Here is a 25,148-nt window from a genome sequence, read left to right on the forward strand (position 1 = left end):
AGTCAGGGACGACTTGAAGGAGCTACAGGGATGTATTCATGCGTTTTCGAAACAAAAGGCCTAATGACAAACGGATTCGAAGCACCACTCTAATAGTGATTGAAGGCTATGGATTGCCGTAACTCATCAACCGTTGGTAACGACGTTCCAGCACATTATCAATGTGTTCCTTATTCAAGCGATCAACCTGATCAATCAAACGCTCTTGCAGTTTTACGGCCATGGCATCGATATTACGATGAGCACCACCTAACGGCTCGGGAATGGTTTCATCCACAATGCCCAGGTCTTCCAACACCTTGGAGGTAACACCCATTGCCTGCGCGGCGTCTGGCGCTTTGGCGACGGTCTTCCAGATAATATTGGCGCAGCCTTCTGGTGAAATCACGAAGTACGTGGAGTATTGCAGCATGTTGAGGTGATCGCCCACGCCGATGGCCAAGGCACCGCCGGATGAGCCTTCACCAATCACCGTACAAATAATCGGCGTGCGCAGACGCGACATCACGGCAAGGTTCTGAGCAATAGCTTCGGAGATACCGCGCTCTTCCGAGTCGATACCCGGGTAGGCACCGGGGGTATCGATCAGCGTCAGCACGGGTAATTTGAAACGTTCGGCCATCTCCATCAGGCGCAAGGCTTTGCGATAACCTTCGGGCTTGGGCATACCGAAATTGCGGTATACCTTGTCGTGAACAGTGCGGCCTTTTTCTTCGCCGATCACCATTACCGGTTTGCCGTCCAGACGCGCCACGCCGCCGATGATGGCCTTGTCGTCACCAAAGTGACGGTCGCCGTGCAACTCATCCCAATCGGTAAATACCCGACTGATGTAGTCCGATGAATAAGGTCGTTGGGGATGGCGGGCTACCTTGACGATATCCCAGGGAGTTAGGTTGGAATAAATACTTTCGGTCAGTTTGGTACTTTTTTCACGCAGCTTGGCGATCTCGTCCGCGATGTTAAGATCGTTGGCATTGCCAACCAATTGCAGCTCTTCGATCTTGCCTTCCAGGACCGCAATCGGCTGTTCAAAATCCAGATAATTCAGATTCATATCACTAACTGGCTCAAAGTTTGTGTGTGTTGCGTGGTGATTTATTCAGGTGCCACTCCGGATGAGTCTCCAGATACGCCGGGCACGATAAGGTCGCCTAAGATACGCTAAAGTGCCCCGCGAGTCGACCTCCGGGGCATATTTTCCTGATGAAATGTAAAAGCAATCAATAGCTTAGCGGTCAAGGTGAGCGGTTAATAAACCAGCCGCACTTTCGTGGTTCCGTATTGGTCGCGCAGGCGCTGCAATAAATCGTCCTCCGGCCGAACCAGCCAGGCGTTCCCCAGGCGCAGTTGTGCCCGGGCATTGCTACGCTGGTAGTCAATCACCAGGGGGCAACGTCCCTCGCGGTAGGGATCAAGGATACCGCTCAATTCACTGATGAAGTTTGCCGGTAAGTTGCCTGACTCCAACTCCAGGCATAATTCCCGCGCTTTTTCCTGGCGCACATCTGACAGCAGGCTGATGGTGTCAGCACGCATTTTTAGCAAGCCGCTGTAATCGTCGTAACTGACCTGCCCGTTGATCACCAACAAGCCGTCTTTCATCAACAGGTCGCGGGATTGGTTATAGGTATCTGAAAAGATGGCGACCTCAATGCGGCCGGTTCGATCATCCAGGGTTACAAAGGCCATGGTGTCGCCACGCTTGGTCTTCATTACACGTTGCGCCACAACCAGACCCGCAACAGTCTGGTTACTTTTTTCCGGCTTCAAATCCGCGATGCGCGATGACACCAGGTGATTCAATTCACTGTCGTATTCATCGATAGGGTGACCGGTAAGATACAAACCGAGCGTTTCTTTTTCCGCGTGCAGACGCTCTTTCATGGTCCAGCTACGCACGCGATGAAAATCGCGGTAAACATCTTCATCGCTGCCAGCGCTGGGCACCACATCACCAAATAAATCCATCATGCCGGCGCTGCTGTTCGCGGCTGATTGTTCAGCGGTTTTGACAGCCTCGTTCATTGCCGCAAACATCACCGCGCGATCGTGATCGATATTAATGCCCGGCCCGAGCTTATCGGCTGCGCCGGAACGAATCAGTGCTTCGAGCGCGCGCTTGTTGACTTTTCGTGGATCAATACGCGCGCAGAAATCAAATAAATTTTTAAAGGGCCCGCCTTCATTGCGTGCAGCGATGATGCTTTCTACCGGGCCTTCGCCCAAGCCTTTGATCGCACCAAGGCCGTAGATAATATTGCCTGCATCATTCACCGTAAAATGGAATTCACCGCTGTTCACATCCGGCGGCAAAGGCATCAACTTCATCTGGCGACATTCTTCGATGAAGGTTACCACCTTATCGGTTTTATCCATGTCCGACGACATGGTCGCCGCCATAAAGTGCGCGGGATAATGGGCTTTTAACCAAGCCGTTTGATACGACACGATGGCGTAGGCAGCGGAGTGCGATTTGTTAAAACCATAGCCCGCAAACTTTTCTACCAGGTCGAAGATTTTGATCGCCAGGTCTGGATCAACACCTTGTTTCTTGGCGCCGTCTTCAAAGACTTCCCGCTGCTTGGCCATCTCCTCGGGTTTTTTCTTACCCATGGCGCGACGCAACATGTCTGCACCACCGAGCGTATACCCGGCAAGCACCTGGGCAATCTGCATCACCTGTTCTTGATAAACAATAACGCCGTAAGTGGGTTCGAGTACCGGCTTCAAACTGGCGTGCTGAAATTTAGCGTCGGGATAGGCAACCTGGGCGCGGCCGTGTTTCCGGTTGATAAAGTCGTCCACCATGCCCGATTCCAAAGGACCGGGGCGGAACAAGGCAACCAGAGCGATCAGGTCTTCAATGTTATCCGGCTGCAAACGTTTGATCAGGTCTTTCATACCACGCGATTCCAACTGGAATACGGCGGTAGTTTCTGCGCGTTTTAATAGCGAAAAGGTTTTGGGATCATCAAGCGGAATGGCGCTGATATCCAGGGGCGGCTCGCCTTTTTTGGCGCGCTGCTTGTCGATCATCAGGCGCGCCCAATCGATGATTGTCAGCGTGCGCAAACCGAGGAAGTCGAACTTCACCAGGCCCGCTTCTTCCACATCGTTTTTATCGAATTGGGTTACCAGACCGCTGCCGGTTTCGTCGCAAAACAGCGGCGAAAAATCGGTGAGCTTGGTGGGCGCAATCACCACACCACCGGCGTGTTTACCGACGTTGCGCGTCAGTCCTTCCAGCTGTTTAGCCATCTCCCAGATTTCCTGGGCATCACCATCCGTCTCCAGGAATTCACGCAGGATCGATTCCTGCTCCAGCGCCGCTTCCAATGTCATACCCGGTGTGGGCGGGATCATCTTCGATAATTTGTCGGCAAGTCCGTAAGACTTACCCTGCACACGCGCCACATCGCGCACCACCGCCTTGGCCGCCATGGTGCCGAAGGTAATAATCTGGCTGACAGCATCGCGGCCATAATTGTCGGCCACATAGGAAATCACTTTATCGCGATTATCCATGCAGAAGTCGATGTCGAAGTCGGGCATGGAAACCCGCTCGGGATTGAGGAAACGTTCAAACAGCAAATCGTATTCGAGCGGATCGAGGTCGGTAATTTTTAAAGAGTAAGCGACGAGCGAACCGGCACCCGAACCCCGTCCGGGCCCAACCGGAATATCGTGATCTTTGGCCCACTGGATAAAGTCCATTACGATCAGGAAGTAACCGGGAAATCCCATCTGCACAATGATGTCGAGTTCAAACGTCAAACGGTCATCGTATACCTTGCGCCGCTCGGCATAATCCGGCGCGGATTTATCGAGGATACGTTCGAGTCTTTCTTCCAGACCTTCATGGGAAATCTTGCGGAAAAATTCCGCTTCCGTCATGCCTTCAGGAATCGGGTATTCGGGCAGGAAGTATTTGCCCATTTGAATCGTAACATTACAACGCTTGGCGATTTCAACTGTATTGGCAATCGCCTCCGGAATATCACTGAACAACTCCGCCATCTCTTCCGGCGAACGCAAATATTGTTGATCGCTATAGCGGCGCTCGCGACGTGGATCATCCAGGGTGCGGCCTTCACTGATACACACACGCGCTTCATGCACTTCAAACTCATCACGTTTTAAAAAACGCACATCGTTGGTAGCCACGACGGGACATTGCATCTCATCCGCCAACGCAACCGCCTGATGCAAATATTCTTCATCGTTTTCACGACCGGTACGCTGCAATTCCAGGTAAAAGCGGTTGGGGAAATCGCGCATCCAACCCTGCAACAATTCGTGCGCTTGGGCCGCGCGTCCTGCCAACAAACACATGCCTACGTCGCCAAGCTTACCGCCGGAAAGCGCAATAACGCCCGCACTGTGCTCACTGATCCATTCACGCTGCACATAGGCAATGCCCTGCTGCTGACCGTGCTGCCAGGCGCGGGAGATCAATTCAATAATATTTTTATAGCCGGTGTTGTCCACCGCCAACAAGGTTAATAAAGTGGGCTTACCTTCGGCATCGGTACTCGCCATCAGGAAATCACTGCCGACTATCGGCTTGATACCGGCGCCTTGTGCCGCTTTGTAAAATTTGATGAGGCCGTAAAAATTGGTTTGATCGGTAACTGCGCAGGCAGGCATCTTCAATTCGGCAACCCGTTTTACCAACGGCTTGATTCGCACCAGGCTGTCGACCAGTGAGAATTCGGTGTGGAGGCGAAGATGGACAAAGTTGGTAGCCATGGCTGTAATTTTTTCCAGACCTTTCATTGAGAAACCGCAAGAGAATTGGGTGGAAGAGTGTGGGACACGCCGTGAACCCATCCCTGGGGGCTCGACAGCGGCGTCCTGCCGCTGACGGTCCCAAACTCTTCCACCCAATTCCCAATCAGCAACGTCAGAATAATTCTATTTGCTCAATTCGCGCCTTAACCGGCGCATAAGACTGGCGATGAATCGGTGTAATACCCAGCTTTTCGATAGCGTCCATATGCACTTTGGTCGGATAGCCTTTGTGATCAGCAAATCCATAGCCGGGATATTGCTTATCCAGCTCCAGCATCTCACGGTCGCGCGCGACCTTTGCCAGGATGGAGGCCGCGCTGATGGCTGCTACACGGCTATCGCCTTTAACCACAGCTTCTGCGGCATATTTCCATTTCGGTAATTTGTTGCCGTCCACCAGGACATGCTCCGGCTGAATATGCAACCCTTCAACCGCACGCCTCATGGCCAATAAGCTGGCTTGTAAAATATTAATCTGATCAATTTCAACAACGGTCGCCCGCGCAATGCACCAGCTTTTCGCGTGTACTTGAATTTCGTCGAATAAATATTCGCGGCGTTTTTCAGACAGTTTCTTGGAATCGTTCAAACCATCAATGGGGCGCTCCGGGTCGAGAATAACCGCTGCTGCGACAACATCCCACGCCAAAGGACCACGCCCGACTTCATCAACGCCGGCAAATAAATGCCCCGGATAACATGAAATAAACGGCTCAGGCAGCGTCATGCTGAAGGCCCTTGGTTCGAACAAGTTGCGCAATAGCGTCAGCCGCACGATCACTGGCATTGCGCTTTATCGAATGATGCATGTCATAAAAGGTATCACGCAGGGTCTGGGTTTCTTGCGGATGCTCAAAATAATGCATCACGGCTGCGCTCATGTTTTCTGCCGTTGCATCATCCTGCAATAATTCCGGAACCAGTTTTTTCCCGGCCAGCAAGTTGGGCAAGCCCACATAAGGTGTCTTTACCATACGCGACAAAATTGCCCAGGAAAGCCATGATAATTTGTAGGCGATTACCATGGGGCGCTTCAATAACATAGCTTCAAGGGCTGTGGTGCCGGAAGCCATCAGCACGACGTCCGCCGCCGCCATCACAGTTTGCGACTGACCGTTCACCAAATGGATGGGATAGTCAACATAGCTGCTGAGCTGCAAATGCAATTGTCGATAACGATCTGCATTGGCAGCAGGAATGATAAATTGCAACGCGGGGTTACGGCGCAGGCAGTGCACCGCGGTTTCCATAAAGAGTTGCCCGAGTCGTTCAACTTCATTACTCCGGCTACCGGGCAACAGCGCTACGACTTTCGCATCCTGCGCAATGTGCAAGGTGTTACGTGCAGCTTGCTGATCGATATCCAATGGAATTTCATCGGCCAAATGGTGGCCTACAAACGCAACGGGAACCTGGTGTTGCTGATAAAATTCTGCTTCAAACGGCAGGAGCGTCAGCATTAAATCCACTGAGCGCGCTATCTTATGAACCCGCTTTTGTCGCCAGGCCCACACCGATGGACTGACATAGTGAGCCGTGGGAATACCTTTTTCTTTCAGGTCGCCTTCGAGTGTCAGGTTAAAATCCGGCGCATCAATACCGATGAAGACAGCGGGAGGATTGGCAATAAAATGAGCGCGTAAAAAAGAGCGAATTTTTAATAATTCCGGCAAACGTTTTAGCGGCTCCACCAACCCCATCACCGCCAGGCGATCTTGTGGAAAAAAAGAATGGAAACCCAGTGCCAGCATGCGTGGACCACCGATACCGGAAAATTCCGCTTGGGGAAAATGTTTGCGCAACGCGGTCATCAGTCCGGCGCCGAGAATATCTCCCGATGCTTCTCCCACCACGATGCCGATACGCAGACGACCCGACATCCCGCCCCCTATCGCACAATGCCGCGAGACGATGACTTCAATGAGTCGATGAGAATATTCAGGGCGTTACTGGTTTTGGCCATCTGTTCCAGTTCTGCAATGGCTTCATCGAGTGTCAAGCCGCGCCGATAAATCAATTTGTAAGCCTTGGTGATGTTGGTAATGTCTTCAGAGGTAAACCCCCGGCGACGCAAACCTTCGGCATTTACACTTTTTGCTTCCGCCGGACTCCCGTTAACCATAACGTAGGCAGGCACATCTTTACCGATTGCCGTGCCCATGCCGCTAAAACTGTGCGCGCCGATCTTGCAAAACTGATGCACCAGTGTAAAGCCACTGAGGATGGCCCAATCATCAATATGCACATGCCCGGCCAGGGCTGTGTTATTTACCAGAATACAATGGTTACCGATCACGCTATCGTGGCCGATATGTACGTAGGCCATCAATAAATTGTGATTGCCGATAGTGGTTTCGTGACGGTCCTGAATAGTGCCGCGATGAATGGTGACGCCTTCGCGAATGATATTGTTGTCCCCGATCACCAGGCGAGTCGGCTCACCTTTGTATTTCAGGTCGGGAGTATCTTCTCCCACCGATGAAAATTGATAGATCCGATTATTTTTACCAATAACCGTGGGTCCTTTGACAATCACATGGGAAGCGATAACCGTACCCGCACCAATTTCCACGTCGGGACCAATAATAGACCAGGGACCAACCTCAACATCAGAGGCCAGTTTGGCAGAGGGATGGATGATAGCTCGTGAATCAATCAAGGAATTATTCTCACCATTCTGGTTGACTGAGGTGTTGCCGATCCACCTGTATCACTCGCGATAAAATATCAGCAGCAAACAGAGACACACAAAAGATCAGTGCAGTGAATCAACAACCCATGCCTATGCCTGCACGATTAGATTTTACGATCAGCACACAAAATTGTTGCTGACGCTGCCAGGGCACCGTCTACCGTTGCACGGCATTCGAATTTCCAGATACCACGTTTTTCCGAGACGACACGCGACTCCAGCTGTAAACGGTCGCCGGGGATTACCTGACGTTTGAAACGCACATCATCAACACCCGCAAACAGATAAATCGAGCCGTCTTGCGGTTTCTTTTTAGCACTTTTGAACCCCAGGATACCGGACGCCTGAGCCATGGCTTCAATGATCAAAACACCGGGAAAAATCGGTGCCTGAGGGAAATGGCCATTGAAGACTTCTTCATTCACTGTGATGTTTTTGTAGGCAATAATTGATTCGCCTTCCACCAACTCCACGACTCTATCGACCAATAAAAATGGATAACGATGAGGTAAGTATTCGCGTATTTCATTGACATCCATCATGGTCGAAGACCCCTGCATACTCAGCTTTTAAGCTTATAAAAAATATGAAGAGACTTTTGCACTCAGGTTGCATACTGCAACACATCATACAAAAGCCTCGCGGTTATTCAGATCAATCTTTTTTTACATCTTTTTCAAGACGACTCAGGCGAGTCGCTATCGCATCCAACTGGCGAAAACGCACCGCATTCTTGCGCCACTCTTTCGTTGTCGAGATTGGTGTACCCGAGGAATAGGAGCCAGGCTCAGATAAGGAACTGGAGACCATGGTCATACCGGTAAAATGAATATTATCGCCTATATCAATATGACCAACGACGCCAACGCCGCCAGCGAAGGTACAGTTTTCACCTACCGTGGTACTTCCCGCAATAGCAGAGGTCGCGGCCATCGCACAGTTTTTACCCAGCCGGACGTTGTGGGCTATATGAACCAGGTTATCAATGATGACACCATCGTCCAATACGGTATTGCCCAGAGCACCGCGATCCACTGTTGAACAAGCGCCTATCTCGACACGATTACCAATGATAACACTACCCAATTGGTGGATCTTGACCCACTCCTTACCATTGGGCGCAAAGCCGAAGCCATCAGCACCGATGACTGACCCACTGTGGATAATACAGTCACTCCCGATGGAAATACCGTGATAGATCGTCACATTGGCCATCAACCGGGTGTTGTTCCCGATGATCGTGTCTTCGCCAATCACTGTACCGGGCCCCACAACAACACCATCACCCAGGCTCGCTCCCTTGCCGACCACCGCGTGGGGTGCAATGCTGACATTTTCTCCCAACATAACACCCTCGCCGATAACAGCAGAAGGATGAACGCCGGCAACTTCAGTACGGCTGTGATCAAATAACCGGGTCAGCCGCGCATAACCCACGTAGGGATTGGCAACCACCAATTTGTTACCAGCGAATAATGCTGCCTGTTCATGGCTCAGAATCACCGCACCTGCATCGGAGGTTGCCAGATATCTGGCATATGCAGGACTGGCGATAAAACTGATGTCGTGGGCTTGTGCGGATTGCAGGCTGGCGAACGCACTGACATGGTGATTGGGATCGCCAACCAGCTCAGCATCAATGTACTGAGCCAGTTCGGCAAGTGGATAGGATTTTTTCACCAGATTTGTCCCAAGCCAGAGGATGTATTACTTGGCTTTGTTTAACATATCGGTCAGTTTTTGCGTGATATCAAATGCGGGTGCTGCATGTATAGCAGCCTGGCTGTTCAATACCAACCCGATGTTATCGGCAGCAATTAACTGCTCAAGCACGGTACGGGTTTTTGGTGTCAGGTCTTGCATTACACGCTGCATAACGGCTTGCCGTTCGGCTTGCAGCTTTTTCCCGGCGAGTTCGTAATCTGCACGCAGGTATTCCACTTTCTTGCGGTGCTCAGCCTGCTCTTCCGCAGACCAGGTCATGCCGTCTTTTTCGGCCGCTGCCTGCAAATTTTTCATATCGGCAACCAGGCCATCAAGCTTTGCTTTCATTGCGGCGTATTCGGGGTCTTTATCGAGCTTAGACAGATTTTGTTTAGCCAATTCGGTACCCAACATAGCTGCCTGAACGTCCAGAATGACAACCTTGCCTTGTGCAAAGCTAACTGCGGACAGGATGGACAGCAAGAATGCAGCAAAGAGTTTCCGGGTAACACTCACAATTTTTATCCTCTTGTTTATTAACTAAAACACTATTATCAGAAGGTTTGTCCGAGAGAGAATTGGAAGAATTCAGTCCGATCATATTCGTTTTCCTTCAGTGGCCTTGCAATGCTGAATGTCATAGGCCCAAAGCCGGAAATCCATGTCAAACCAAAACCAGCGGAGGCATTGATCTTGGAAAGGTCGACATCATAACAGTTACGCTGACCAACGCCACAGTTTGTATCAAACACATTGCCCGCATCGATAAAAAAGGTTGATTGCAGCATGCGCTGGTCCTTGATAAAGGGCAAGGGGAACAAGATTTCAGCGCCTCCTTCGATCAGGACGTTACCACCGAAGGCACCACGGTTACGGCCGAAATTGTTGGAATCGCTGACTGAGGTTATAAGGCGACCAGGCGTACAGTTAATGTTCGCTGCATTAAATGCACTAGGGTCCTCACAAAGCACATAGGTTTGTACCGTTTCACCCGTATCCATCACACCATCACCGTCCACATCATCCCACACAGAAGGAAGGCCGGAAGGAACATATTCTGCTTCTCGTGTCCCACGCGGACCAAGAGTATTGCGTTCAAAGCCACGGACAGAACCAAAGCCACCAGCATAGAAATGCTGGAAGAATGGTAACTCTTCCATGTCGCCGTAGCTGTCTGCATATCCCAAGCGTGAATGCAGGCGTAAGGTAAGATTGCGGGTCAGCGGCTTGAACATCTGCGCATCGTAATCCAGTTTGTAGTATTGCAAGTCACCTCCGGGTAAGGAAACCTCAACCGAGAGTCTTTGGGATGCACCACGAGTGGCCAGAATGCCGCGATTAAGTGTCGATTTGCCCCAGAACAAACTGGTCGTCACATCCTGGAAATGATCGCCATAGACATCAAGAAAACCCGGTTCGGCAACCACATCAGAAGTCAAGGGCATAATATCAATGGTACCTAATGGGTAGTCACCGCCGTTCGCAATGATATCCGCAATCACATCCAAGTCTTGCTGTCTAATATAACCCCTATTCACAATATTGCCCCGAGTAATCTCACGCGGCGCATACGTATTGGGTTTTACCGTCAAATCACGAAACCCAATATCAAAACCAATACGCTCAATATCAGAAATCGGATAACCAAAACTCATCTTGCCGCCGTACATATCGGTGCTGTATCCCGATACGTTGACGATGTCGTATTTGGTTTTTTGGTAGTAGAGACTGAACCCACGGCTCACGCCATCGACGGTGAAATAAGGATCGTTGTAACTGAAGTTGTAACCCGTTTGATAACGGTTATGGGAGAAACTGAAACCTACTTGCTTGCCGCTGCCGAACCAGTTGTTTTGCTGGATAGAGGCCGAAAATAACAGGCCTGAATATTGCGCATAACCTACTTGTAGACCCATGCTGCCGGAGGGCTGCTCTTCAACCGTGAAATCCACATCCACTTGATCCGAGGTGCCAGGCACTTCGACCGTATCCACCTTCACTTCTTTAAAGAAACCCAGACGCTCCAGACGCACCTTGGAATGTTCGATTTGTGCCGTCGACGCAGAGCCACCTTCCATCTGCCGCATTTCACGGCGCAAGACTTCATCAATCGTCTTGGTGTTGCCACGGAAATTAATACGATTGACATAAGCGCGCTTACCCGGCTCGATAAAGAACGTCACTTTAACGGTTTTATCTTCATCATTACGCTCTGGCAATCCTTCAACCTTGGCAAAGGTATAACCTTCATTGCCCAGTCGCTGAGTGATGTATTCTGCCGAGGTGGTCATCAGGATTTGTGAAAAGGTTTGGCCTTCGCGAACAAGTATCATGCGGCGCACAATCGTCTCATCAATTGCCGGATCGCCAGCGAGATCAACGCCATTAACTTTGTAGATATCACCTTCGCTGACGTTCGCCGTGATAAAGATTTTTGACTTATCAGGACTCAGGGATACTTGTGTTGAATCGATTTTAAAATTCAGATAACCGCGATCCAGGTAATAGGATTCGACCCGCTCCAGGTCACCCTTCAATTTTTCACGGGAGTACTTGTCGTTGCCACTGATCCAGGAAAAGAGCCCGCTTGATTTTAATTCAAACAGATCGATCAACTCTTCATCGCTAAAGGCATCGTTGCCGACAATATTGATTTGCTTGATGCGCGCGACCGCGCCTTCGGTGATATTGATCTTGACCTTTACCTGATTGCGCGGCAGATCTTCAACTTCCACGTCGACGCTGGCACCGTAGCGACCTTGCGCAATATATTCACGCTGTAATGCCTGACTGATGCCTTCAAGAGTTGCGCGCTGGAAAATTTGCCCTTCGGACAAATTATTGTCTTTTAAGCTGTCCATCAGGCTTTCGGTCTTGATGACCTTGTTGCCTTCAATTTCAATCGCATTAATCGCCGGGCGCTCCTTGATAACCAGAACCAGCACGTCTCCATCGCGACCCATGGAAACATCGGCAAAATAACCTACCTTAAAAAGCTCGCGGGTGGCGTTCTGGATATCCGTCTGGGTGACGACATCACCAACGCGAATCGGCAGCGCGCTGAACACCGTTCCGGCAGAGACCCGTTGTAAGCCCTCGACGCGAATATCACTCACCCGAAAACTTTGTGCCTGTGCGGCGAATGACATCATCAACACTATCAAGCAACAGAAAAATCGCATCGAAACTCGCTTCATATCATCGGTTCTAGTTTGGTCAGTAAGAAGTGGCAATCGGGCTGCAGGGTTACAGCCGCATAATGTCGTTATATAGAGCCAGTACACTCAATCCGATCACCAGAAATAAGCCCACCTGATAACCAGCCAGTTGTACTTTTTCTGATACCGGGCTGCCTTTTATTGCCTCAATCAGGTAATACAGCAGATGCCCACCATCCAATACCGGAATGGGCAAGAGATTAAAAACTCCCAGAAAGATACTGAGTAACGCCAGGAAGGCGATGAAGCTTTCCACACCACTCTCCGCCGAAGAGCCCGCCACCTTAGCAATGCTGACCGGCCCGCTCAAGTTTTTCGTGGAAATTTCTCCAAGCAGTAATTTTTTTACGGACAGGAGGACAAAGCCGGAGGTATCCCAGGTCCGTTCTACACCCGCGACAAAAGCTCCCCCGATGGAATAGTGGTTTTGGCGGATCATGTCATCGGGCCAGGGCTTTAATTGCAAGGCCACACCGACGCGACCGATGGTTGTACCATCCTCGGTGATCGCTTCGGGAGTCACCTGTAAACGTGTCTCTACGCCGTCACGTTCAATCAACATCTCAATCGGCTGGCCCGGTCGCTGTTTGACGTATTCAATCCAGTCAGTACCCGACGTCATCGCCTCTCCATCTGCTGCGAGCACCTTATCGCCAACCTTCATACCCGCCAGATCGGCTGGGCTGCCTGGGGTAATGGCTGCTGCCAGGGTGTCCACGCCGGGGGTAAAAAAGCTCAACCCCAAGCCCTGCAATGGATCAGGCTCTTCAACACCTTTTAACCAATCGTCCAAAACCACTTCGGACTGATAACGCAACGAAGAATCCGGGTAGCTCAGCGATACATACATCACCCCGGTCTCACCGAGACGCCGCAGCAGCTGTTGATAGACAGCCTGGCGGGTCGGGGTAGGTTCACCATCAATCGACAGGATCTCCTGCCCCGCCTCCAGGCCGGCGTGATCGGCCAGAGAGCCCGGCTCAACGGAGCCGATGACCGGCGCAAGATCCCTGACCCCGGGGATAACCAGAGCCCAGAACAATAAAATGGCGAGGATAAAATTGGCCACCGGCCCGGCAACCACAATGGCCATTCGCTGCCAGACACTTTTGCGATTAAAACTGCGATGCAGATCTTCAGGAGGCACTTCCCCTTCACGCTCATCCAGCATCTTGACGTAACCACCCAGGGGAACAGCGGAGATGGCGTACTCAGTACCCTGTTTATCGTGCCAGCGCCACAGCACATTGCCGAAGCCAATCGAAAAGCGCAGCACCTTGACGCCACAGCGCCGGGCCACATAAAAGTGACCAAATTCGTGGACGGTAACCAGCACGATGATCGCGACCAGGAACCATAAAATCATTTGCGCTACTGCCACAGACAACCTCGTTAGAGTGAGCCGATAACCGACATTGCCATGGCTCTGGCTTCGGAATCGGCGTTTTGGACAACGTCCAATGACGCTGGTTCAGTGATTGGAAGACGCATTAATACACTTTCTATTACTTGGGAAATCTGATCAAAACGCAGGCGTCGCTGCAAAAAGGCCGCCACCGCCACCTCATTCGCCGCATTCAGGACGGCCGGCGCTGTGGCGCCAGTTGTAGCGGCTTCCTGCGCCAGACGCAAGCACGGAAAACGTTCGTAATCGGGAACAGAGAAATCCAGCCGCGCTGTGGCGAATAAATCAAGACTGGCCACGCCGGATTCAATACGCTCCGGCCATGCCAGAGCATGGGCGATAGGGGTACGCATGTCCGGGTTGCCCAGCTGAGCCAGCACCGAGCCGTCGATGTACTCGACCAACGAATGAATCACACTTTGGGGATGGATCACCACGTCAATCTGCGTTGGAGATGTATTAAAGAGCCAACAGGCCTCAATCAACTCAAGCCCTTTATTCAGCATGGTGGCAGAGTCGACAGATATTTTTTGCCCCATACTCCAATTGGGATGCGCACAGGCTTGTTCCGGTGTGACATCCCGCAATTGCTCCAGAGGTGTCGCACGAAAGGGACCGCCCGACGCCGTCAGTAAAATTTTGCGTACGCCACTGCTCGCCAGTCCCTGCTGCAGATAGTCCGAACGATGATTCGGCAAGCATTGGAATATCGCATTGTGTTCACTGTCGATGGGCAGGAGTGTGGCGCCATGCTCGGCAACGGCGCGGGTAAATAACCCCCCCGCCATCACCAGAGCCTCTTTATTAGCCAAGAGGACTTTTTTACCAGCCTTGACCGCCGCAAGTGTCGGCAACAACCCGGCTGCACCGACGATAGCGGCCATCACCGTATCGACCTCGGCGTGAGCCGCTACCTCGGCGAAGGCTTCAGCCCCTTGCAGAACTTCTGTCGCACATCCCTGCTGGACCAAGACGTTCTTGAGCTCCAGGGCAGCAACAGGATCACGCAGTACGGCATAACGTGGTTGATGCTGGACACATTGACTCGCCAGCAACTGCCATTGGCGATCGGCAGTTAAGGCAAAGATACCGTAGCGCTCAGGGTGGCGCGATAGCACATCCAGCGTACTGATACCTATGGAGCCGGTGGCCCCCAGAACCGTGACCTGTTGCATGGCTTACCCCGGCCAACCTGTACTGAGCAAAGCCAACGCAAAGACCGGTGCGGCGGCCGTTAAACTGTCTACCCGATCCAGAACCCCGCCATGACCTGGCAATAAAGCGCTGCTGTCCTTGATGCCACGCTGGCGTTTCAGCATGCTTTCGAATAGATCACCCAGGACAGACACCAGACTTGTCGGCAGGATAATGGCCAGCAGCAACACGTAGTTCCCACCGACAAATACCCAAACCACGATGGATAGCAGGAAATTAAAACACACACCGCCCAGGAATCCTTCCCAGGTTTTGCCGGGACTGACCGCTGGTGCAAGCTTGCGTTTACCCCAGCGCCGACCGGTGAAGTAGCCTCCGATATCAGCACAAGCCACCACCGCCACAATGAGCAAAACCAACAAGGCACCATGGTCCTGGGCGCGGACGTAGGTGAATGCCGCCCAGGCAGGCACTAATACGCACAACCCCATAACCCCACGCAAGAGCGAATGGCGCCACAGGATGGCACTGGAGGGGAAACCCTGTACAAACAACAGTGCTACTGCCCACCAGATGCACCCGACGACCAGAAGGTTACGGAATTTATCCGGATCGAGCACAACATCCACCGACCAGACAAGCACCCCCAGGTAATGGCCTGCCAGAGCGGTGACCACGGCCAGCAGCAGCACATAAAGAAGTCTTTGCCAGGGACGAACGAAACCGGAGAGGTTGGCCCATTCCCAGCCGCCAACCAACATGACGATGGCAACAAAAGCCGAAAACAGCGGGATCGGAAAGTAAAAAAGTGCGGCAAGGAAGATAGCTACCAGAAACAATGCCGTAATCACCCGCTGTTTAAGCATCCTGGCCTCCCACAGCACGGACCTGGGTCACCTGTTCGCTGGTTAGACCGAAACGGCGCTGGCGCTCTTTGAAGGCTGCCGCAGCGGCATGCAATTCGGCCCCGTCAAAGTCCGGCCACAACTTGTCACTGAAGTAAAGCTCGGCGTAGGCTGCTTGCCATAACAGGAAATTACTGATGCGGATTTCACCGCCAGTCCGGATCAACAAATCCAGCTCAGGCAGATCCGCCATAGAGGTATAACGATGGAGCAGATCCTCGTTGATGTCATCGGTAGCCAGCCGACCCGCTACAGCCTCTTCGGCTACGCGTTTGGCCGCCTGGGCAATATCCCAGCGACCACCATAGTCAGCGGCAATAACCAGGGTAGTCTCACCATCCCGGGTTGCTTCCTCGGCTGCTTCGATGGCCTTTTGGATAGCGGGACTGAAACGGCTGCGATTACCGATAACCCGCAGGCGCACGCCTTTTTTGTGGAGTTCGCGGGCTTCTTTCTTGAGATAAAGCAGAAACAATGACATTAGAGCTTCCACCTCAATAGGTGGACGCTTCCAATTCTCGCTGCTGAAGGCAAATAACGTCAGTACCTCGATGCCCAGTTCCTGGCAGGCGCTCATGACATCGCGAATACGCTCAACACCGACTTTATGGCCGGAGACACCGGCCATACCCCGCTGTTTTGCCCAGCGATTATTGCCGTCCATAATGATGGCCACATGGCGCAGGGTATTTGTGGTCACTCATGACTCCTGAGGAAAGCTTTTTTCAGTTGATAATCTTGCCGATAGTTTGTCCGCGAGCAGGTCGGTTATCAAACGAATCACTGCCCGACCGGATAACCGCTCGGGCAGGACAAACGAAATCGGGATACGCCGGAGATACATTTCCGGGCCGGCATCAGCGGGGCATTAAATCGCCATCAAATCCGTTTCTTTGGCCGCCAGCGCCTTATCAACTTCGGCAATATATTTATCCGTTATTTTTTGGATGTCGTCTTGTGCACGACGATCATCATCTTCACTGATCGCCTTATCTTTAAGCAGCGCCTTCACATTCGACAAAACGTCGCGACGTATGTTGCGCACGGCAACACGGCCATTCTCCGCCTCTGCGCGCGCCTGTTTGATGAAAGTCTTGCGCGTTTCCTCTGTCAGCATCGGCAGGGGAATACGGATAAGACCGTTATTGGTAGACGGATTTAATCCCAGGTCAGATTTCATGATGGCCTTTTCAATATCAGGCACCAGATTGCGCTCCCAGGGGTTGATAGACAAAGTACGCGCGTCTTCGACGTTCACGTTGGCTATCTGGCTGAGCGGTGTATCAGTACCGTAGTAAGACACCATGATGCCGTCGAGCAAGCTTGGATGCGCTCGGCCCGTACGGATTCTGGAGAAGTTGCTAATCAGTGAATCAACCGCCTTTTTCATACGGTTTTCAGCATCTTTTTTTATGTCATTAATCATCAGTTTTGTCCCTCTTCAATCAAGGTGCCTTCGTTACTGCCAACTACAATGTTCAGCAAAGCACCGCTTTTGTTCATACGAAAAACACGTACCGGCATGTCGTGTTCACGACACAGGCAGATGGCCGTCAGGTCCATCACACCCAGCTTTTTATCCAGGACTTCGTCATAGGTCAGGCGATCATACTTGGTCGCGGTGGCGTCTTTCATCGGGTCTGCCGTGTATACACCATCTACTTTGGTCGCTTTCAGAACAATATCGGCTTCCACTTCGATACCGCGCAGGCAGGCAGCGGAATCAGTAGTAAAGAAAGGATTACCGGTACCGGCGGCGAAGATTACCACTTCACCGGAGCTCAGAAAACGAATCGCACGGCGGCGATCATAGTGTTCGACAATACCGCTCATGGGAATTGCCGACATGACCCGGGAAGAAATATTGGAACGCTCAAGTGCATCGCGCATGGCCAGTGCATTCATCACCGTGGCCAACATACCCATATGGTCACCGGTTACCCGGTCGAGCCCGGCGGCATTCAGGGCAGCACCACGAAACAGGTTTCCTCCCCCGACAACCAGACCAACCTGAACCCCTATCCCCACTAACTGCCCGATTTCCAGGGCCATCTTGTCCAGCACCTTGGGATCAATACCGAACCCCTCCGACCCCATCAACTCCTCACCACTCAGCTTCAGCAAAATCCGCTTGTACTTCTTCTCTCTGGGGTTTGGCATAGACTTGGACTCCGTAAGATGGGTAGGCGAAAAAATCACGGCAGTTTAACAGCAAAAAGAGGCTGAGTGGGACACCCAGCCTCTTTTAATGGGAGGTCTAGCAACAGCGGAGATTAACCCTTGGAAGCCTGCACCTGGGCAGCAACTTCCGCAGCAAAGTCGACCACAACCTTCTCGATACCTTCGCCCACTTCCAGACGCACAAAGCTGCTCACAGAAGCGCCAGCATCTTTAGCCAGTTTACCCACAGTGACTTCAGGGTTCTTAACAAAGGGCTGATCGATCAGACTGGCTTCTTTGAGGAACTTGTTGATACGGCCAACCATCATCTTTTCAACAATCTCGGCAGGCTTGCCAGCCATGTCCGGTTGCGCACGAATGATGTCTTTCTCTTTCTCTACCAGATCAGCCGGCATTTGCTCGGAACTGACAACTGCCGGGTTTACCGCCGCAACGTGCATGGCGATATCTTTGGCCAGTTCTTCGGTGCCGCCTTCCAGTTGTACCAATACCGCAATACGGCTGTTCAGGTGAACGTAACCGCCAACCACACCGCCTTCAACCAACTTCACGCGGCGCACACCGATGTTTTCGCCGATCTTTTGTACCAGCGCTTCACGAGCGTTTTCCAGATCGCCCGCCATCAGGGCAGCTACGTCGGTTTGCTTGGTGGCAAAAGCCTTGTCAACAACGCTGTTAACAAAAGCCAGGAAGCCGGCATCGCGCGCAACGAAGTCGGTCTCGGAGTTAACTTCGACGGCTACACCGTAGCTGTTGTCATCGGCAACTTTCACGGCAACCACGCCGTCAGCAGCGGTACGGTCCGCTTTCTTGGCGGCTTTCAGGCCGGAAACCTTGCGCAGGTTTTCAATCGCCAACTCGATATCACCGTTAGCTTCGCCCAGCGCTTTTTTACACTCCATCATGCCCAGACCGGTACGGTCACGCAGTTCTTTTACCATTGTTGCGGAAATAGCTGTCATGGTTTTGTCCTCAGTCAGTATTCAAATTCTGGTTTGAAAAAAGGGGGCAAAGCCCCCTTTCGTTGCATCTCGCACAGCGCCCGAGGCTTATTCGGCAGCGCCTTCTTCAGCAGCGACATACTCATCTTTATTAGGTACAGCAGACGCTGATTTGGCACCTTCCAGACAAGCATCGGCAATCGCCGTTACATACAGTTTTACCGCACGGATGGCGTCGTCGTTACCCGGGATAACGTAGTCAATACCTTCCGGGTTGCTGTTGGTATCCACGATACCGATAACAGGAATACCCAGCTTGTTAGCTTCCTGGATCGCAATGCGCTCGTGATCAACATCGATAACAAACATCGCGTCAGGCAGGCCGCCCATCTCTTTGATACCGCCAATGGAACGCTCAAGCTTTTCCATGTCGCGGGTACGCATCAGCGCTTCTTTCTTGGTCAGTTTCGCAAAGGTACCATCCTGGCTTTGCGTTTCCAGGTCGCGCAGGCGACGGATAGAGGCACGGATGGTTTTGTAGTTGGTGAGCATGCCACCCAACCAACGATGGCTGACAAATGGTTGGCCAGCGCGTTCGGCTTGTTCTTTAATAGTTTTTTGTGCGGCGCGCTTGGTGCCGACAAACAGGATTTTCTTCTTCTGGGAAGCCATTTGCTGGATCAGCGCCAGCGCTTCGTTGAAGGCTGGAACAGTGTGCTCCAGATTGATGATATGGATCTTGTTACGCGCACCGAAGATATAACGACCCATCTTCGGGTTCCAGTAACGGGTTTGGTGACCAAAGTGGACACCGGCGGAAAGCATATCGCGCATGCTTACTGTAGGCATAAGTTTTTCCTTTCGGGTTAAGCCTCCATATACCCCATCAACCAACCCGTCAGGGCACCCAGGTTCAATGTGTCGGTATATGTGTGACGTTAAAGTTAAGTAAGGTGCGGGGGCACCTGGCAGCAAAATTTCGCTGCCGCTGGGACTTTCGAAACCACCCAAAACCACTCAGAATCAATGTAGTGGGCCGAAAGAGGCGCGCTTTATACCACAGTTTGTGTTACAGATAAACAACTCTCTGCCGACGTGGTTAAGCTGCCGCCCCCAGATCTTAACTGGCGCGGCCAACAAAACTGACAGAACCAACTTGCATACTAGTATTCACTTACCGTCTAATAGAGACGTCCTTTATCAACCTTCTGACTCGGTGTTGTTATGAAAGAAACCTGGCGCTGGTTCGGCCCCAAAGATCCTGTCTCCCTGCAACATATCGCCCAAGCCGGGGCGACCGGCATAGTCACCTCCTTACATCACATTCCCACCGGCGCGGTCTGGCCGATGGAGGATATCCTGGAGCGCAAGGCGCTGATTGAAGCCCACGGGCTTGAATGGGCCGTGATTGAAAGCATTCCGTTACACAATGACATCAAGACCCGTACCGGTAATTACCGTGAGTACATCGCCAACTACCAGCAGTCCATCCGCAATGTCGCCGCCGCTGGCGTCTACGACATCTGTTACAACTTTATGCCCGTGGTGGACTGGACCCGCACCAACCTCAGCTACACGCTGCCGAATAAAAGCCAGGCACTGCGCTTTGAGATGAGCGACTTTGCGGCCTACGACGTTTATATCCTTCAACGCCCCGGTGCCGAGGCTGATTACCAGCCGGATGTATTGAGCAAAGCCAAGGCGCGGCTGGATGCGATGACGGATGAAGAAAAAGTCCTCCTGGAGAAAAACATCATTGCCGGCCTGCCGGGTGGTGAAGGCTCCTACGACCGGGATGGGATTCGCGCCGCTATTGATCAGTTCATTCAGATGGGCGACGCCGGCATGCGCGCCAACCTGTTTGCATTCCTGAAAGAAGTCATCCCCGTTGCGGAAGAAGTGGGCGCGCGGATGTGCATTCACCCCGATGACCCACCTTTCTCACTGTTTGGCCTGCCGCGCGTCGTGTCCACCGCCGATGATGCCCGCGCCTTGCTGAATGCGGTGCCCAGCCCGGCCAACGGCCTTACCCTGTGTGCCGGCTCCTATGGCGCCCGCTGCGACAATGATCTGGTCGCCATGGCGCGGGAGTTTGGCGAGCGCATCTATTTTGTGCACCTGCGGAATATAAAGAGGGAAGACGATGGCTCCTTTTATGAGTCCGACCACCTGGACGGCGACAACGACATGGTGGGACTGGTCGAAGCCTTACTGGATGAAGAAGCGCGCCGGGACAAGCAGGGCATAAAGCTGCCGAAGATCAGTATGCGCCCGGACCACGGCCACCTGATGGGTGATGAGATCGGTAAAACCGGGATTAACCCAGGCTACTCCTTTGCCGGCAGGATGAAGGGCCTGGCAGAACTGCGCGGTGTTATTCACGCCGTGTCAGTCATGCGCAACCGCGCCAACGCATAAACGCCCCCCTACAGCGGTTTCAGACAGGGACCTTCCGAAGCCGCGCTGCCCCCACTCTTGCTCCACAGCCCCCTCAATACCAGGTCGCGCCAAGTTATCCCTGTAGAACCAGCCCCTTATCGTTTAGAATGTGGGCCTTTCAATCGCCAATGAGAGTTAGTGTTCACTCATGTCTGTGACTATCAAAACCCCTGAAGAAATCGAAAAGATGCGCATTGCGGGCCGTATGGCCGCCGAGGTGCTGGAGATGATCGGCCCCTTTGTGCAGCCCGGCGTTACTACAGCCGAACTGGACAAGATCTGCCACGATCACATTGTGAATGAGCAGAAAGCCATCCCCGCCTGCCTTGGCTATCGCGGTTTTCCCAAATCTATCTGCACCTCGGTGAACCAGGTGGTATGCCACGGCATTCCGTCGGATAAAAAAGTGCTCAAAAACGGCGACATCGTCAATATTGATGTCACCGTGATTTATGACGGTTACCACGGCGACACCAGTGCCATGTACTTTGTGGGCACCCCGGCATCTCATGCGGAGCGCCTGGTTAAGGTGACCCAGGAATGTATGTACAAAGCGATACAGATCGTCAAACCCGGCTGCACTCTGGGTGATATTGGCCACGTGATCCAGCAGCACGCGGAAGGCAATTACTATTCTGTCGTGCGCGAATATTGCGGTCACGGTATCGGCAAGGTGTTTCATGAGGAGCCGCAAATTCTCCATTACGGCCGCCCCGGCACTGGCATGGCTCTGCGCGAAGGCATGTGCTTTACCATCGAACCCATGATTAACGCCGGCAAACCCCATACCAAACTGAAAGGTGATGGCTGGACCGTGGAAACCAAAGATGGGCGCCTCTCTGCCCAATGGGAGCACACCATGGTCGTTACCAAAGACGGGGTTGAAGTTCTGACCGCGCGTACAGGAGAAGTGTTTTAAATCATGCTGAACCCTTCGGTGCCCTACTTCGAAAGACCGCTGTTCTTTTTTGATCAAAGCCGTTTTCGTCGCGCCCTGAGTGAACAACCGATTATCACGGTGTTCAAGGATGCGCTGGCAGCAGCGAATGGGCAGTTCAACGCACGCTTTTGCGAAGGGGAAGATATCCGCACCCTTGTGTACGAACGCGCGCTGTTTATTGATTGCATATTGCATTATGCCTGGTATCAATTCGAGTGGCCTGAAGGGATCAGTCTGGAAGCTGTTGGCGGTTATGGCCGTGGCGAACTCCACCCGTTTTCTGACATTGATTTATTGATATTACACACGCCCGAAGTTCTACCCGCCTATAAAGACAATATTGAACGTTTCCTTACCTTGTTGTGGGATATCGGGCTGGAGATTGGTCATAGCGTCCGCACAATCAAGCAGTGTGTGGAGATCGCCCGCAGCGACATCACCGTCGCGACCAACATCATGGAATCGCGCACCCTGGTGGGCGACGGAAGCCTGCGTCAGGAACTACAACAACTTACCTCACCTGACCAACTCTGGCCTGTCGATGAATTCTTTCGCGCGAAATGGGACGAGCAGATCCAGCGGCACCAAAAATATAACGATACTGAATATAACCTTGAACCCAATATCAAGAATGCCCCAGGCGGCATCCGGGATATCCAGGTAATTTGTTGGGTGGCGAAACGCTACTATCAGGTACGCACACTGCGCCAGCTCCACGGCAAGAACTTTTTTACCGAGGAAGAATTCTCCATGCTGTACAGCGGCGAGGAATTCCTCTGGCGAGTGCGCTACGGTCTGCACATGGTGGCCAAGCGGGCGGAGGAGCGATTGCTGTTTGATCACCAGCGCGAACTGGCCAAATTGTTTGGTTACACCGACAACAGCGAAAACCTCGCGGTCGAACAGTTCATGCACAAGTACTATCGCACGGTACTGGCGTTGCGCGAATTAAACGATGTGCTTCTGCAATATTTGCAGGAAGTGATCCTGAACAAGGATGCCGCACATCATATCGTTCCGCTGAATGAACGTTTTCAAATTCGCGATAATTACATTGAAGCAGTCCATAACACCGTTTTTGAGGATCGACCATCAGCGCTACTGGAAATCTTTGTGCTGATGGCGCAACACCCAGAAATCGAGGGGGTTCATGCATCCACTATTCGGTTGTTGCGGGAAAACCGTTACCTTATTGATGATAACTACCGGCGCGATCCTAAAAACACCCAGCTTTTTATGAAGTTGCTACAGCAGTCTGCCGGACTGGTTGAACAGCTGAAACGCATGACCCGCTACGGCATCCTCGGTTTATATTTGCCGGAGTTCGGCCGCGTCACCGGGCAGATGCAACACGATTTATTTCACATCTACACGGTAGATGCACACACGCTCAAAGTGGTACAGAACATGTGCAACTTTTTGCTGCCATCGGCCAAAGAAGATTTCCCCGTGGCCGCTCATGTGGTCACGCGCCTACCCAAGCTGGAGCTCTTGTATATCTCCGGCCTGTATCACGATATCGCCAAAGGCCGCGGCGGCGACCACTCGACACTGGGCGCGGTAGACGCTGAAGAATTCTGTCAACGCCACGGTATTTCACCGCGCGAAACCCGCCTGGTGTGCTGGCTGGTGGAACAGCATTTATTGATGTCGGCGGTTGCACAAAAACAGGATATTTCTGATCCGGAAATTATTCACAATTTTGCCCTGCGCGTCGGCGATCAGCTACACCTTGATTACCTCTACTGCTTGACTGTGGCCGACATCAACAGCACCAACAAGGAATTATGGAACACCTGGCGTGCCAGCTTGTTGCGGCAATTGTATCTGGATACGCGCCGCGCGTTGCGTCGCGGCCTGGAAAACAATATCGATAAACAGGATTTGATTGAAGAAACCCAGCAGGCAGCCATTCGCAAGCTCGAACGTAAAGGTATCAGTGCGGATCGCGCATGGCAGATCTGGGGCGATATGGGCGAGGAATATTTCCTGCGCGAAAGTTTCCAGGATATTGCCTGGCACACTGCCGCCGTCGCCGAGCAACAGGACGACGCACCGCTGATCCTGATCAAGAAGACCACCAATAAAGAGCTGGCTGGCGCGACACAAATTTTTGTACGCAGCAAAGAGCGCAAGAATGTGTTTGTCGCGGTGGCCTCCGCGCTCGACCAACAAAACCTCAGCATTCAGGATGCGCGCATTTACAACTCCAAGTCGGGCTACACCATCGATACCTTTTTTGTGTTAAACCAGAATGGTGAGCCCTTGGGCAGCAATCCTGCCGTGCTGAAAAGTATTCACAAGGCACTGCAAGACGAACTACGTCTGGCGGACAATTATTCTGAAGTTATCACCCGTCGCACGCCCCGCCGCCTGAAGTATTTTTCCATGCCCACGCGTACGTCACTGAGCAACGATATGATCAGCGGCTACACCATGCTGGAAGTAATCAGCCCGGACCGGCCCGGCTTGCTTGCCTGTATCGGCCGTATTTTTCTACAGTTCGGCGTGCAATTGCAGAACGCCAAGATCGCTACGCTTGGCGAGCGTGTGGAAGATATTTTCTTTATCAGCGATAACCAGGGTTTCCCGCTCAGCGACCCCGATATGTGCGAGCGTTTGCAGCGGGAAATATGCCAACAACTTGACCGGCGCGTAACCAGTCAATAATGAATGGAGCGCGTAGGTCGGATTAGCCGCAAGGCGTAATCCGACATTATCATTGAACAGTAAACCCGTCGGATTACGCCTTGCGGCTAATCCGACCTACGATT

General features: G+C 52.3%; 20 protein-coding genes. 3 read left to right on the plus strand and 17 right to left on the minus strand.

The window, feature by feature from the left end; all coding sequences use genetic code 11:
- Nucleotides 1-106: 106 nt before the first annotated feature.
- The 17 genes from ACSV5M_RS19465 to rpsB all read right to left on the minus strand — a co-directional run bounded on the left by ACSV5M_RS19465 (nt 107) and on the right by rpsB (nt 19,844).
- On the minus strand, nt 107-1,057 hold the full coding sequence (locus ACSV5M_RS19465; protein WP_439178287.1) for an acetyl-CoA carboxylase carboxyltransferase subunit alpha: 951 nt from the start codon (nt 1,055-1,057) through the stop codon (nt 107-109).
- 194 nt (nt 1,058-1,251) lie between these two features.
- A complete protein-coding gene (gene dnaE, locus ACSV5M_RS19470) occupies nt 1,252-4,752 on the minus strand; it encodes a DNA polymerase III subunit alpha (RefSeq protein ID WP_439178344.1) in 3,501 nt (1,166 codons plus the stop codon).
- Nucleotides 4,753-4,906: 154 nt separating this feature from the next.
- Nucleotides 4,907-5,521 carry a ribonuclease HII gene (rnhB, locus tag ACSV5M_RS19475; RefSeq protein ID WP_439178288.1) on the minus strand — a complete coding sequence of 205 codons (615 nt, stop codon included), beginning with the start codon at nt 5,519-5,521 and terminating at the stop codon, nt 4,907-4,909.
- Nucleotides 5,508-6,674: a lipid-A-disaccharide synthase gene (gene lpxB / locus ACSV5M_RS19480; protein ID WP_439178289.1), complete on the minus strand. Its 1,167-nt coding sequence runs from the start codon at nt 6,672-6,674 to the stop codon at nt 5,508-5,510. Before lpxB ends, rnhB begins: the two co-directional genes overlap by 14 nt.
- 8 nt (nt 6,675-6,682) lie before the next feature.
- Nucleotides 6,683-7,453 (minus strand): acyl-ACP--UDP-N-acetylglucosamine O-acyltransferase, encoded by a 771-nt coding sequence (gene lpxA, locus ACSV5M_RS19485; protein WP_439178291.1) that lies wholly within the window; start codon nt 7,451-7,453, stop codon nt 6,683-6,685.
- 137 nt (nt 7,454-7,590) lie between these two features.
- On the minus strand, nt 7,591-8,028 hold the full coding sequence (fabZ, locus tag ACSV5M_RS19490) for a 3-hydroxyacyl-ACP dehydratase FabZ (protein ID WP_439178292.1): 438 nt from the start codon (nt 8,026-8,028) through the stop codon (nt 7,591-7,593).
- Nucleotides 8,029-8,140: 112 nt separating this feature from the next.
- Nucleotides 8,141-9,166, minus strand: coding sequence for a UDP-3-O-(3-hydroxymyristoyl)glucosamine N-acyltransferase (lpxD, locus tag ACSV5M_RS19495; RefSeq protein WP_439178293.1), 1,026 nt, complete (start codon nt 9,164-9,166; stop codon nt 8,141-8,143).
- A gap of 27 nt (nt 9,167-9,193) precedes the next feature.
- The gene (locus ACSV5M_RS19500) at nt 9,194-9,706 is read right to left on the minus strand and encodes an OmpH family outer membrane protein (protein ID WP_439178294.1); all 513 of its coding nucleotides are present in this window, start codon (nt 9,704-9,706) and stop codon (nt 9,194-9,196) included.
- A gap of 38 nt (nt 9,707-9,744) precedes the next feature.
- The gene (bamA, locus tag ACSV5M_RS19505) at nt 9,745-12,372 is read right to left on the minus strand and encodes an outer membrane protein assembly factor BamA (RefSeq protein ID WP_439178346.1); all 2,628 of its coding nucleotides are present in this window, start codon (nt 12,370-12,372) and stop codon (nt 9,745-9,747) included.
- A gap of 64 nt (nt 12,373-12,436) precedes the next feature.
- Nucleotides 12,437-13,789, minus strand: coding sequence for an RIP metalloprotease RseP (rseP, locus tag ACSV5M_RS19510; RefSeq protein WP_439178295.1), 1,353 nt, complete (start codon nt 13,787-13,789; stop codon nt 12,437-12,439).
- Between the two features lie 11 nt (nt 13,790-13,800).
- Nucleotides 13,801-14,988 (minus strand): 1-deoxy-D-xylulose-5-phosphate reductoisomerase, encoded by a 1,188-nt coding sequence (gene ispC, locus ACSV5M_RS19515; protein ID WP_439178296.1) that lies wholly within the window; start codon nt 14,986-14,988, stop codon nt 13,801-13,803.
- 3 nt (nt 14,989-14,991) lie between these two features.
- On the minus strand, nt 14,992-15,834 hold the full coding sequence (locus ACSV5M_RS19520; protein ID WP_439178297.1) for a phosphatidate cytidylyltransferase: 843 nt from the start codon (nt 15,832-15,834) through the stop codon (nt 14,992-14,994).
- A complete protein-coding gene (gene uppS, locus ACSV5M_RS19525; RefSeq protein WP_439178347.1) occupies nt 15,827-16,537 on the minus strand; it encodes a polyprenyl diphosphate synthase in 711 nt (236 codons plus the stop codon). Before uppS ends, ACSV5M_RS19520 begins: the two co-directional genes overlap by 8 nt.
- A gap of 204 nt (nt 16,538-16,741) precedes the next feature.
- Nucleotides 16,742-17,299, minus strand: a complete 558-nt coding sequence (gene frr / locus ACSV5M_RS19530) for a ribosome recycling factor (protein ID WP_439178298.1) — start codon at nt 17,297-17,299, stop codon at nt 16,742-16,744.
- On the minus strand, nt 17,299-18,033 hold the full coding sequence (gene pyrH / locus ACSV5M_RS19535) for a UMP kinase (protein ID WP_087466342.1): 735 nt from the start codon (nt 18,031-18,033) through the stop codon (nt 17,299-17,301). The genes frr and pyrH overlap by 1 nt, the downstream gene beginning before the upstream one ends.
- A gap of 113 nt (nt 18,034-18,146) precedes the next feature.
- Nucleotides 18,147-19,016: a translation elongation factor Ts gene (tsf, locus tag ACSV5M_RS19540; RefSeq protein WP_439178300.1), complete on the minus strand. Its 870-nt coding sequence runs from the start codon at nt 19,014-19,016 to the stop codon at nt 18,147-18,149.
- 87 nt (nt 19,017-19,103) lie between these two features.
- Complete coding sequence (rpsB, locus tag ACSV5M_RS19545; protein WP_439178302.1) at nt 19,104-19,844, minus strand: 30S ribosomal protein S2; 741 nt, start codon at nt 19,842-19,844, stop codon at nt 19,104-19,106.
- A gap of 375 nt (nt 19,845-20,219) precedes the next feature.
- Between rpsB and uxuA the strand changes: the two genes are divergently transcribed.
- The 3 genes from uxuA to ACSV5M_RS19560 all read left to right on the plus strand — a co-directional run bounded on the left by uxuA (nt 20,220) and on the right by ACSV5M_RS19560 (nt 25,044).
- Nucleotides 20,220-21,413, plus strand: a complete 1,194-nt coding sequence (gene uxuA, locus ACSV5M_RS19550; protein WP_439178304.1) for a mannonate dehydratase — start codon at nt 20,220-20,222, stop codon at nt 21,411-21,413.
- Nucleotides 21,414-21,582: 169 nt separating this feature from the next.
- Nucleotides 21,583-22,353 carry a type I methionyl aminopeptidase gene (map, locus tag ACSV5M_RS19555; protein ID WP_439178305.1) on the plus strand — a complete coding sequence of 257 codons (771 nt, stop codon included), beginning with the start codon at nt 21,583-21,585 and terminating at the stop codon, nt 22,351-22,353.
- A 3-nt stretch (nt 22,354-22,356) separates the two neighbouring features.
- Nucleotides 22,357-25,044: a [protein-PII] uridylyltransferase gene (locus ACSV5M_RS19560; RefSeq protein WP_439178306.1), complete on the plus strand. Its 2,688-nt coding sequence runs from the start codon at nt 22,357-22,359 to the stop codon at nt 25,042-25,044.
- Nucleotides 25,045-25,148: the final 104 nt, after the last annotated feature.

The organism is Cellvibrio sp. ARAG 10.3 (assembly GCF_051846955.1).
Lineage (GTDB): Bacteria > Pseudomonadota > Gammaproteobacteria > Pseudomonadales > Cellvibrionaceae > Cellvibrio.